Origin of the sequence: Fibrella forsythiae (assembly GCF_017353175.1) — a bacterium.
Lineage (GTDB): Bacteria > Bacteroidota > Bacteroidia > Cytophagales > Spirosomataceae > Fibrella > Fibrella forsythiae.
On the sequence record NZ_JAFMYW010000001.1, the window covers coordinates 1,054,930 to 1,067,546 of the forward strand.

General features: G+C 52.2%; 8 protein-coding genes. 1 reads left to right on the forward strand and 7 read right to left on the reverse strand.

The annotated features are described in order from the left end of the window. Nucleotides 1–33 precede the first annotated feature (33 nt). The 4 genes from J2I46_RS04895 to J2I46_RS04910 form a co-directional block, all read right to left on the reverse strand. Nucleotides 34–1,050 carry a zinc-binding alcohol dehydrogenase family protein gene (locus J2I46_RS04895; protein WP_207327802.1) on the reverse strand — a complete coding sequence of 339 codons (1,017 nt, stop codon included), beginning with the start codon at nt 1,048–1,050 and terminating at the stop codon, nt 34–36. A gap of 95 nt (nt 1,051–1,145) precedes the next feature. Continuing rightward, nucleotides 1,146–2,921 carry a RagB/SusD family nutrient uptake outer membrane protein gene (locus tag J2I46_RS04900; protein ID WP_207327803.1) on the reverse strand — a complete coding sequence of 592 codons (1,776 nt, stop codon included), beginning with the start codon at nt 2,919–2,921 and terminating at the stop codon, nt 1,146–1,148. Nucleotides 2,922–2,937: 16 nt separating this feature from the next. Further along, a complete protein-coding gene (locus J2I46_RS04905) occupies nt 2,938–6,153 on the reverse strand; it encodes a SusC/RagA family TonB-linked outer membrane protein (RefSeq protein WP_207327804.1) in 3,216 nt (1,071 codons plus the stop codon). A gap of 93 nt (nt 6,154–6,246) precedes the next feature. Further along, the gene (locus J2I46_RS04910) at nt 6,247–6,909 is read right to left on the reverse strand and encodes a DUF3826 domain-containing protein (RefSeq protein WP_207327805.1); all 663 of its coding nucleotides are present in this window, start codon (nt 6,907–6,909) and stop codon (nt 6,247–6,249) included. Nucleotides 6,910–7,262: 353 nt separating this feature from the next. Here J2I46_RS04910 and J2I46_RS04915 point away from each other — a divergent pair, with 353 nt between their 5' ends. Next, nucleotides 7,263–8,141: an AraC family transcriptional regulator gene (locus tag J2I46_RS04915; RefSeq protein ID WP_207327806.1), complete on the forward strand. Its 879-nt coding sequence runs from the start codon at nt 7,263–7,265 to the stop codon at nt 8,139–8,141. Nucleotides 8,142–8,306: 165 nt separating this feature from the next. Here the strand turns inward: J2I46_RS04915 and J2I46_RS04920 are convergent, their stop codons facing one another. Genes J2I46_RS04920 through J2I46_RS04930 form a run of 3 tightly spaced genes read right to left on the reverse strand, consistent with a single transcriptional unit; the run spans nt 8,307 to nt 12,487 of the window. Further along, nucleotides 8,307–9,251 carry a dihydrodipicolinate synthase family protein gene (locus J2I46_RS04920; protein ID WP_207327807.1) on the reverse strand — a complete coding sequence of 315 codons (945 nt, stop codon included), beginning with the start codon at nt 9,249–9,251 and terminating at the stop codon, nt 8,307–8,309. Further along, nucleotides 9,244–10,836, reverse strand: a complete 1,593-nt coding sequence (locus J2I46_RS04925) for a sodium:solute symporter family protein (RefSeq protein WP_207327808.1) — start codon at nt 10,834–10,836, stop codon at nt 9,244–9,246. Before J2I46_RS04925 ends, J2I46_RS04920 begins: the two co-directional genes overlap by 8 nt. A 25-nt stretch (nt 10,837–10,861) precedes the next feature. Further along, entirely contained in the window at nt 10,862–12,487 is a 1,626-nt protein-coding gene (locus J2I46_RS04930; RefSeq protein ID WP_310588986.1) for an MGH1-like glycoside hydrolase domain-containing protein, read from the reverse strand. Nucleotides 12,488–12,617 lie beyond the last annotated feature (130 nt).

The following is a 12,617-nucleotide window of genomic DNA, read 5'->3' on the forward strand; positions in this document are numbered from 1 at the left end:
TGCCGTTTCTGGTACATAGCGAACGGAAATTGATTAGGCTAATTCCACCATTGCTTTGATGACGCCATTGGCGGGGTCGAGCCAGCTGGCGAATGTATCGGCAACCTGATCGAACACTACGCGGTGGGTGATGTAGGTTGTTGGGTTGATCAACCCTTTTTTAAGGCAGGCAATCACGTGCTCGAAATCCTGGCGAGTGGCGTTTCGGCTGCTCATCAGCGTGGCTTCGCGCTTATGAAATTCCGGGTGGCTAAACGAGATGTCGCCTTTCTGAAGCCCAACAAGAACGTACCTGGCTCCGTGGGCCAAATATTGAAAGCTATTATTGATCGCTTTCAAACTGCCCGTTGCATCAATCACTACGGTCGGCATATCGCCATTCGTGATCGCCCGAAGCTGTTCCAGCACATCGGGCAACAGCGCATTGATTGTGTGCGCAACGCCGAGCTTCTCCCGGCAAAACGCCAGTCGTCCTTCGTTAATATCCAGCGCAATGACAGTACCACCCGCAATCCGGGCAAACTCCATTACGCCAAGGCCAATCGGGCCGGCCCCAATGACGAGCACAAACTCACCCGGCTGAACGCCCGCCCGCCGAATGCCGTGGGCACCAATCGCCAGGGGTTCAACCAGGGCCAGTTCGTCAACGCCCAGCCCGTCGCCGTGAACAAGCGAGTAGGACGGCACCGACAGGTACTCGACCATGCCGCCGTCTGTGTGCACACCGCTCACCTGAAGTTGGGTGCAGCAATTCGGTTTTCCCGACCGGCAGGCAATACACGTTCCACAATTGAAATATGGAATGAACGTGACCAGTTCACCCGGTTTGAAATCAGCAGCGCCGTTAGCTTCGACAAGCTCGCCGGCCAGTTCGTGACCCAGAATTCGGGGATACGAAAAAAAGGGTTGCGTACCTTCAAACGCGTGCAGATCGGTACCGCAGATGCCAATACGCTTGATTCGAATAATCGCCCGGTCGGGTGCAGGTTCAGGCTTAGTGCCCTCTTGATAGGCGAATGCGCCAGGGGTTGTGCAAACTAAGGTTTTCATACGATGAGCAAGGTAGTTGTAAAAACTGCCGGAACATTCACAAGGGTTATAAAACCCGCATGAACGCCCCGGCAGTATGCACTACGAGAAGCAATCTACTTTAATGGATCAAACGCGCCGCCCCAGGTTGTGTTCTGGATCAGCTTGGGGTTGTTATCGATAGCTGTTTGCGGGATAGCGAAGAAGTAATACTCTGGTTTCCAGTTGATCGCATATTTCGTATCCAGCTGTTTGAAGACCAGCGTGAAGTAGTTCGTATAAGCCAGGTCAAGGCTCACGTTATCGCGGGTGGTGGCAAAATCAGCGGGAACGCCCGTTGTTTTCAGGTTGATCGTTACACCAGTACGACGGGTGCCGTTCAGCGTTTTTTCGATCAGTTTCCAACGACGAAGATCCCAGAAACGCTTGCCTTCAAAGGCGAACTCGATCTGCCGTTCATAGAGAATGGCATCAAACAGTTCGGTACGGCTCATATTGGCTTTCAGGCCATAGAGTCCGTCGGTACCCGCTTCCAGGCCCGCCCGTTTCCGAACGGCCTTCAACTGCGTGTAGGCCTCATCCAGCTTGTTGACGCCCACTGCACTTTCGGCCAGATTCAGCAGCACCTCGGCAAAACGAATCTCGATCCAGTCGGTGCCCGAATACTGTACATCGCCGATAGCCGCCGTTGGGTTAATCGCTTTCCGGGCATAAAACCCGGTGTTACTGGCTTTAGCTTCCACCGTTTTACCACCGGCAAAATACGTCCAGACTTTATTGGCGGTATTGCCATTCAGTGGCCAGGTTACGCCGTTGTACGCGATCGTTTTGTCGAATCGGGGGTCGCGATTCTTATAGAAAAGCTGGTCGGTATACGCGTACTTCGTTGATTCAGTGGGTTTCTTACCGTCCAGCATCGGAAAGGCTTTCACCATTTCCCACGAAGGCTGGTTAGAGCCGCCACCGGTACCGTTATACGACGGACGAGTAGCGTTATCGTAGCCGTTATTCTTCTTCGTCTGGTCACCCGTCGATGTGTTGTAGCCCGTCAGGAAAACCGCTTCGGGGTTGTTCACCTCCTGAAACCAAAGCTGGTCGAACGACGCGTGGAGACCGTAACCGTTGGCCGTCAGCAGGTCGTAGGCCTGTTTGTTGGCATCGTATGCCGCCTGCCATTTCGTCTGGTCGTCAGATGGGTTGAATTGCGGGCTGGCGGCTGTCATCAGCACCCGGCCTTTCAATGCTGCCGCCGCGCCTTTCGTGATCCGGCCCCAATCGGCCGACGATGCCCACTTACCGGGCACCGACGCAATGGTTGAGTCAAGATCTTTTACGATCTGGGCAAACGATTCGGCGGTTGTATTTCTGGGCAGAAAGGCAGCGTCACGTGCTTCAACGCCAACGGCAGCCAGCGGTGTCAGCACGAGGGGCACACCGCCATAGAGCCGAACCAGATCGAAGTAGCGCCAGGCCCGGAAAAACTGCGCCTGTCCACGTAGCTTATTCTTGGTCGCCTGCGGTAGCGAACCATTCTTCACGTCGCTCAGGAACATATTGATGACCCTGATTTTGCCGTAGTTATTGGTGGCGCTGAGGGCCGTTCCAAAATCAGACACCTCATTGACCAGCAGCGTTCCTTCCAGCAGTTTGCTTTCGCCAAACGATTCGTCGGTCAGGCTGGTCACGCTGGGTGTACTGGGTCCGAGTGTGGCAATACCGGTTGGCAGGTTCTGATCATAGATGTAATCCAGATTCATCTGCGACAGCGTCGAATCCTTAAAGATCAGATCACCACTGGTTGAACTCAGATCGGTTTTGTCGAGCACGTCCTTGCAGCTTGTCAGAGCAAGAGTGGCGCAACAGACGGCGAGGAATTTATAGGAGAATTTCATTTGAGCTGACGGGAAATTACATGCCAAGATTTAAGCCCAGTGAGAATGAACGCAGCACAGGGTATGCGTCATAAGCGCCTGAATACGATTTATAGTTGTACGGATTGTACAGGTTCAGCGGGTTGGTAGCCACCATGTATACCCGGATGTTGCTCAGCCCAACCTTATTGGCCAGACGCACCGGCAGGCCATACGACACGTTCACGTTCCGAACCGATGCCTGCGTTGAACTGCGGAACCAGAATTGCGAATCAACCGTGTACGTGTCTTTGTAGTAAGGGCTCGGGTACGTTGCATTGGGATTCTCCGGCGTCCAGTGATCGGCCCAGAACTGGGGGCGGTTGGCAGTGATGGTTGCCTGCGACCGGGCGGTACCTTCAACGGCATCCTGCCCACCAAATGAACCACTGATGACTGCGGCTACTGACAGGCTTCTGTACGACGCACTGAAATTGAAGCCAAACCCGTAATGGTTGCTGGCCTTTGCCGTTAGGTACTGCAAATCGTCGGTCGTGATTTTTCCGTCAGGAGCCGTGTACTGGCCAGAGGCATCTTTTGGGCCCCGAATATCTTCGTAATACAACATACCTGGCTTCGGCACGGCGCCAAACAGCGTGTATCCGGGGTGCGTGGTCAGGTAGGCTTCTACGTCCTGTTGCGTTCTGAACATACCCAGGTAATTATAGCCTTTGTAGCCCATGTCCGACGACCGGCCGGTTGGGTCTTCATAGGTACCAATCTTGCCCTTGTCGACATCGATCTTGATCTGCTTGTTATCGCTCCAGGTAAAGAACGTGTTCACTTTATACGACCAGTCGCTTCCGATTTTCGAGTTCCAGCCAAGCGAGATTTCCGTACCAAAACCATCAACCGTTGCGTAGTTTTCAGAGGGCAGCGTGGCACCAACCAGCAATGGTACCGACGAGGTTAGGGCCGTCAGCATGTTATACCGGTGATCGTAGAAAGCATCCATCGTAAACGAGAGGCGATTCCGCAGGAATTGCGCGTCGAGGCCGATGTTGTATTTCGTGTTATCATCCCAGCGGGCCTGCCGGTTGGCCATTGCGTTATTTGGCGACACAATCAGCGGACGGTCGGCATTGCCACCAAACACAGCGCCTTTACCAGTCTGAATCGAGTAGCTCGTTAGCCAGTTGTAGGCTTTGGTTGCATCGCCGCCCAGAAAGCCCAGCGAACCGCGCAGTTTCAGCAGGTCGACTCCCCGAACATTGTCTTTAAAGAAAGGCTCTTCCGAAATCACCCAGCCAGCCGAGAACGACGGGAACAGGCCCCAGCGTAGTTCAGGCGCAAACTTGGTCGATGCATCGTAGCGAACTGCCGCCTCGAACAGATACTTGTTGGCATAGCTGTAGTTAAAACGACCCGCGTAAGACAGGAAGCCCGCCTCCGTTTCAGTCTCAGAAGCCGTTTGCGTACCAATGGCGTACCGCATGTTGTCGAGGCCGCCGATGATAACGCCTTCAGCCATAGCCGCTACGTTGTCTGTATGGGTTTCTGACTGTTCGAAGAAAGCAATGGCTGAGATCTGGTGTTTACCAAACTGACGGTCGTAGTTCAGATAACCGTTCAACTGGTATGAATCAATATAGCCCGGGTTGACACGTACCCGGTCGCCGTTATTCAGCGTTACCATTTTCAGCACATCACCGCCGTAGATGTGTTTATGGTCACCCAGCATCGAGAAGCTGTACACGTTATACTTGGTGCCGTATTGCTTGCCGTACGAATTATCGAATGTACGGCCATACAGTGCTCTGGCTTTCAGGCCTTTAATACCCGGAATCGTATACTCAAGACTAGCCGTTACGTTAAGACCGGTCGTTTTTGTCTGTGTGTAGTTATCCGAATTCTGCACTTCAAAAAAATGGAAAGCATCAACCGTGTTAACGTTGCTGGCGTTCGAGAGCAGAACGGGTAGCCCATTCACATACGGGGGGTTGAACTGAGGCGTGTAGAGCAGGCTTTTCATGTCGTTCTCCACGTTTTCGCCACCCTGTTTCAGGTAATACATCCGCTTGTCGCCGATGAAGCTGCTCACCGATAACGCCGCCTTCAGGTTCCGGGTCACCTGCATGTCGGCGCTGGCCCGGAACGTCCATTTTCCCGTATTGATGTTGGCAAAGTTGGCGTCCTGACCATTGTACGATGCCCCCGCGAAGTAGGTCGCCTTTTCATTACCGCCGCTTACATTCAGCGCATGGCGCTGTACGGTTGATGGTTGCCAGGCTGTACGCAGCCAGTCGGTATTGTTGTTTTTAAAATAAGCCAGTTCGTCTGGCGTATAGATCAGTGGATCAGTAGCCAGTTTACCCGCAGCGTAGTTCAGGTCGTTCAGGTACGTTGCCTGTTCGTACCCATTCATCATGGTAGGCAAGGTGGCGGTAGACGTACCCGTTGAGCCACTATAGCTGAACTTAGGCGCACCGGCTTTACCCCGTTTCGTGGTCAGCACGACAACACCCTGGTTCGAGCGAGCACCGTAGATAGCCGCGGCGGCATCTTTCAACACCGAAATGGCCTCTACCTCCGAGACGTCGAGCGCATTGAAATCATCTTCCGACCGGATGACGTTGTCGATCACGTAGAGCGGACGCAGGGTACCGCCATCTTTCGACAGAATAACCGGGTTACGAACCGTAATCTGGGCGTTCTCACCGGGGCGGCTGGTACCGCCAGATACGCCCACACCTGGTAACTGACCCACCAGCACGGCCGACAGGTTGTTTACGGGCAGATCCTGCACCGCTTTCATATCCAGGCTGGCAACGGCTCCCGTCAGGCTAATTTTCTTCTGCGTACCGTAGCCAACTACCACCACTTCGTTCAGGGCAGCGGCGTCTTCTTCGAGCGTAATAGTCAGAACCCGCTGACCGTTTACCGGCAACTCCTGGGTTTTAAAACCAATGTAGCTGAAAATCAGCGTTTCGTTACCCGTTGGCAGATTGAGCCGAAACGTACCTTTCACATCGCTGATCGTTCCGGTTTTTGTGCCTTTTATCAGCACGTTTACACCCGGAATCGGCTCGCCTTTCGCGTCTACCACCGTGCCGGTAATGTTTTCCAATGGTGCTTTTCCGTGAGCGGGTGCTGTCAGGAACCGATTCCCGGTTTCAGCGAAACAGGCCGCTTCGGTAAGTCCGCCCAGGACCAGTATACAGACCAGTTTTAGCGAACTGGCGAGCACTTTTTGTGTTCGTAAAGGCGATATCATGCGCGTTTGATTAAGGTAAAGTTTGAGCTAATAGTGAGGTCAATTCAAGGTTCGATTGGTAGAATACCAGATGATCACGAGGCAGAAAATCAACTATTTTTTGGCTTTTTTAGCCTCCTCGGCAATACGTTCTTCCCACTCTTTGCTGGCTTTTTTCATATCGATTCCAGCGGCAGACAGGTAATTATTTATACGGCCTTTGTACTTACCGAACATGGCATGTTTTTTCTCTGACGTTCCTTCATCCATGGCCCGCTCGCGCGCTTCAGTCAGGTACGTTAGCAGCTGCGCTTTCTGCTCATCGGTCAGGTTGGGAAGCATGGCCAGATAGCCGGAATACGTAATCGGCACAACACCGTATGTCATGCCGTTTTTAACCAGATCAATCTGCGGCGAAGACAGATCCTGAGCAAGCCCGGCCAGGTAGTTGCTGTGTAGCGCAGCTATTTTTTGGGCCGCTTCGGTTTCAACAGCCTCTTTGCGGGCCGAATCGGTCAGACCGGCAAGGGCTGTTTTGCGGCCTTCGTGAATCGTATTCAGGTTCCGATACTGTTGTGCAATCTTATCCCGAACCCGGGCAGCCACCTGCGGATCAGTTAGCCCCAGCGTACCAACAATCTTAGCAGCCCGATCAGTGATAGTCCGTGTGTACGCCGCTTCTTTCCTCTCGGTAGTCGACTCCTGCGCCATGGCCAGGTTGGCTACCAGCCCAGTCAGTAACCAGGCGGTTAATATGGTTTTACGGAAACGGAACATAGGTAAGTGGCTGGTATGGCTGACGTTGGCTAGGGCCTGCCGATTGGTTTACTGCTAAAAACATTAGCGATAAACCCTCATATCGCGCAGACAAATAGCATAATGAAATAGTATTTTTCTATAAGCTATTACAAAAATATAGTACATTTTGTAGCTATAAGTGCATTTTTTTGCCAACTTATTATAGGAAATTATCATAGAAGAAATATGAATTATCCATAATCCTTCGTTTCTTGCATAAGAGGGGCTACTTCTACTTATAGCCTGGAGGAACGTCAGCCGAATGGCAGAGACTGATCGCTCAGTAGGCTCGACAAACAGGCTACTTATAGATATTGCTATTGCCGGCTGCCATGAAACCACTATTTCGAAAATTAACTGCAAATCTGGAGAGCTCGTACACCGTCAGGCACGATGTGCTGCCCCACTTCAAGAACATCTGGCACTACCACCCCGAACTCGAACTGCACTATACGGTGAAGGGGGAAGGTGTACGGTTCATTGGCGATAAGATCAGCAACTTTTCGCCCGGTGAAATTGTCCTGGTAGGCGAGAATCTACCGCACACCTGGCGGAGTAATGAAGAATACTTTTCGAGTAATCCGGAGTTGAATATCGAGGTGATCGTTATTCAGTTTTTACCCGATTGCCTGGGCGACTATTTGTTGAAATTACCCGAAGCCTACCTCATTCCAAAGTTGTTTGAACGGGCAAAAAGTGGCATGGTCCTGACGGGACGGGCCAATGAACAGTTAGCCGACCTGATGCGCCGGGCTGTTGACGCCACAAACCTCGACAAAATCATAATTCTGCTGTCTATTTTAAAAACACTCGCCGAAACAGACGAATACGAAATGATCGTGAACGGCCGGGCAATTTTTTATCAGTCGAACGAGACGGATTCGCTCCGTTTAAATAATGTGTGCAGCTACACACTGGAGAATTATAAAAAAGACATTACCCTCGACGAAATTTCGTCGATCAGCAACCTGAGCGTTACGTCGTTCTGCCGGTATTTTAAACTCATGACCAACAAGACGTACTACGATTTCCTGATCGAAATACGCATCAGTCATGCCTGCCGGGCTCTGATCGAAGATAAGACGCCTACTGAAGTTATCTGCTTCGACTGCGGCTTCAACAACGTCTCAAACTTCTACCGCCACTTCAAAAAAGTAACCGGCCTAACCCCGCTGGAATACAAACGGCAGTATCTGAAGAAAGGGAAATAGGAAGCTGGGTGGTTGGTTAATTGGTTGGCTGGTTAACTGGTTGGCTGGTTAACTAGTTGGTTAGTTAACTGGTTGATTGGTGTGTTATTTTAGATCCTAATCAGTTGAGTCAGTTAACCAACCAGCCAATCAATCAACCAGCCAACCAATCAACCAGCCAACCAATCAACCAATCACCACACTCAGCCCCAGTTCATCCTGAAGCCGGGTGTAATTGGCGAAGAGCGCTTCTACCTGTTTGGCGATGGCGGGCGTGAACGTACCTACCGAGCGGCGGGTGAATAGCTCCATGTTGAACCCGCGCAACTGCATGAAATACTTCGACACGATGGGGTACACGTTGTGCATCACCTCCATGTGATCGATCAGAAACTGCTGCACACGAGCTACTTCATCCTGGAGCTGACCGTTGTTGTAATTTTCACATAGCCAGACAATCAACTCAGGAAAATAGTTGCCCTGAATACACGACAGCCCGGCCGATCCGGTTTTGAGCGAATCAACGGCGTGTGCCATGTAGGCATCGTAGAGGCCAAAATCAGGGTTGGTAGCCAACTGAATTTTCGTCGTCACCTGCTCAATATCGAGCGAGGTATCCTTATGGTAAATTACCCGACCGGTGGCCACAAACTGGTGCAGTTGCCAGGGCGAAAGCACCCGTTTATACGGTACCGGGCATTCATAAAATCCAACCGGAATGGCCGGCGTCTGGTCCAGTAACTGAAACACCCGATCGTTGAGCACTTCGTCTGACTCCGATTCGTCAGCCAGCAAACCAGTGATCAGAATAACGGCTTTCGTACCCCTTTCATGAACCCGCTTAACGAACGCCGCCTGCTGCCCGATTGTCCCGCCGAACGTACCTGTAGCCACCACCGGCACTGCTCCGTTCACCCGTTTCACTACGTGCTCGATGATCTGCAGCCGCTCCGGCTCGCTCAGTTCAAACATTTCGCTCGACAGGCAATTGGCAAAAAGCCCCGCCGCGCCAGCCTGCAGGTAGAGGTCCGTCAGGCGGGAAAGTGTGTCGAAATCAACGGCGCCAGTGGTCTTGAACGGCGTCAGCATTACGGGGATGAAGCCTTTTTCGGAGGTAGTTGGTTCAGTCATTGGGTACGATAACCGGCTCGATCCGTGAGGGCGAGCGGCGCTTGTTGAGTCTGGTTAGCAGCAGCCCCACCAGAAAAATGGTAAGCGTGCCCACCACAATGATCATGTTGCTGTGCAGGGGATTACGCAGGAAGCTGTAGTCGTTGGGTAGTTTGCCGGAAAAGGTCATCCAGACGATGACCAGTACGCCGATGATCGTGGCCGTGAGGGCTTCGGTACTCTTCGTCTGCCGACTGATGAGACCCAGCAGGAAGAGACCAAGCATACCCGCCGCAAAAATGCCCGACAGGGTCCACCAGGCATCCAGAATACTTTTGACGCCAATCATGGCCAGACCGGCCGCCAGACCAGCCAGGCCAACTACCACCGTAGCCAGGTGCAACAGGGTCAACAGTTTACGTTTCGACACGTTGGCGTTGATGTAACGCTTATAAATATCTTCTGTGAATACGGTTGCCGACGCGTTCATTCCTGAGCTGATGGTGCTCATGGCGGCCGAGAGAATGGCCGAAATAATGAGGCCCATCAGACCGGGCGGCACTTTCGTTACCATAAAATGGGGCATCACCTTGTCGCCATAATCGGCGGGTTGCAGGGTAGCCACAAGTTGCGACACCTCGGCGGCCGAGGCACCGGCGGGCAATCTGTCCATCGCTACTTTCTGCTTGATGGCATCGATTAGTTCGGGATGCACCTGGTAATAGGCAAACAGGCATGAACCGATAATGAAGAACAGCAACGACGCCGGTAGGTAGAGCCAGACACAAAGCCAGAGCGATCTGGACGCTTCCTTAACCGACGCCGTGGTATGGTAGCGCTGAATGTAATTCTGGTCCATCCCGAAGTTGTTCAGGTTGATGAACAGACCATACAGCAACACGACCCAGAAGGAGGATTCAGTGAACGTGAACCGGAACGTACCCAGACTAAACTTGTCGTTATCGGCCCCGATCGCCACAATTTTCGAGGTACCTCCCGGTACGGCCTGCACAATCAGGTAAACGATCAGCAGGGCGCCGAGTGTTTTTACGACCGCCTGTACCACCTCTGTCCAGATCACGGCTTCCATACCGCCCATCACCGTGTAGATGATGATGCATACGCCCATCACGATCATGATCATCTGCATGGAATAACCGGTAAGTGCCTGTAAACTAAGGGCGATGCCCAAAAAAATTGATCCCATCCGGGCCAGTTGCGTCAGCAGGAAACAGATAACGGCGTAGGTACGTGCCCAGGAGCCAAACCGGTGTTCAAAATGTGTATAGGCCGATATCTCGCCTGTTTGGCGGTAAAACGGGATGAAGTATTTCGACGCAATAAACGCGGCCAGGGGCATCGATAAGCTGAAGACAAACGAGTTCCAGTTTGAGCCAAATGCCTTACCCGGAACGCCCAGGAACGTATTACTGCTCAGGAACGTAGCGTAGATCGACAGCCCCGTTGCCCAACCCGGGATCAGCCCGGATGCTTTGGTGAACTGATCGGCATTTTTATTTTTTCGGGAGAAGTATACGCCCACCAGCACCATCGCCAGCAGGTAGGCGGCAATAATGGCCAGATCGAAGAAAGGCAGTGTTTTCATAGGGTCAGGAGAAGAGAATGCGGCGTTACCAGTTTTTACACGTAACCCGAACCAGCTTCTTCGAGTGAACTACTTCTTTTCCGTCGGCGAATACCCGGAAGCCTTTGCCTTTCTTGTAGTGCTCACCGGTTTTATCGTATAGAATCGTCAGTGTTTTACCGTGGTAGAACACATTGTCGAGGCAAAACCAGTCCCACTGATTGTCGGGAATGAGCGGGTAAATTTCCAGCACGTTATCGGCGCGTGGTTTCAGGCCAACCAGGTCGCTGATGATCAGATCGGCAAAACCGGAGTGGTTATAGAATTTGCTGCGCGGGTTATCACCTTTCAGCCACTCGCCGTTCGTTTCATCCTGGTATTCACCCAGATAGATCTTGCCGTTCATGATATGCGAACGGGCGTATTTCAGCAGTTCATCATAAAAGACCTGTTTCGTCATCCGTCCCTGTTGTTTGTAGTCGGTCAGCAGGTTCGAGAGCCCTTTCAGCGTTTGCGTGGTGGCAAACGGCCAGACGGGGCCATCCCACTCACAGCCATGCCCCGACCCATGCGTACGGAAGAGCGGATGCCTGCGTTCGGCGGTGGTGATGCCCCAGGGCGCGCTGAAACCGGCAGGGTCAATGAGTTGGTCCCACTGCCGGGCGTAGGTGGCTTTATCATCGGGCAGGTTGAAATACCAGGGAATGAACCCAATTTCCTCACGGGCGTTAGCGAATGCTCCCTTTGGCGTGCGAACCTCGAAAAACTGCGCCGGATCATTCCACAAACTATCCAGTGTCAGCTTTTTCAACGCAATGGCCTGCTGCTCGTAGGTACGTTGCAACGTATCGTTCTTCATCAGGCCCGCCATCGCGGCCAGCGCCCGGGCGTTGCCGTACATGTAGCTGTTGATGGTTGGGCGCCGATTTTGGTCTTTTCGCCCGCCACTGATCGACTCTTCCATCGCGTCTTTCACATCGAACTGCCAGAAAAGCCCGCTCGGCAACTGCTTTTCCTGCTGCCATTTGCGGTAATCGGCATCCAGCGCGGGGAGTACCTTCTGAATAAATGGCTTATCGAGATTGACGAGGTATCGGTTATACACGGCATCATCGACCCAACTGCTGAACGAGTGGAACCGCTGGGCGGTGTGCCTGGGATCAACGTAGAGCCAGAACGAAATGTAGTCATTAATATACTGCGGATTCCGTAGCCAGCGGCCTTCGTAAATGTGATGCCCCAACGCGCTGCTGATAGCGTTATACTTGCCGGCATGGTTCACTTTGGTTATGAACTCCGTGAAGACGAACCCTTCCGGTGTTTCTTTCAGGTGTTTCCGAAACGCCCACCAGCGGTAATAATACACCTCCCGCAAAACCGAATCGGGGCAGTCGAACAGCGGTACGTTGGCCGACAGCCATTCGATCGACTGAGCGTTGGGTACGTAGTTTTTTACGGCTTCGTCATCAATCGAATTGAAGTAGGTTGCATACGTCCTAAGCTTATCTGCCGTCAGCACAGCCCCTGACTGAGCAGCACAACCTGTTGTCTGTAACAGGCCAGATAACCCGATAAGCCAGTATATTTTTTTAAACGTCATCATGGAGAGTTCTGCCTGCCCGTTTCCGAACATACCTGGCAGACCGTGGCATTTTTCGGGAAGTTGCTTCACAAAGTTAGTCCCTAAATTTACCATCAATCTCTACTATTTTCTCCTTTAATTATACCATATTAGCCTTGCAACGCTCACGATCAAAACTCACTTCCGGCTTCAGACAGATCTCCCTATTATCAACTATTTT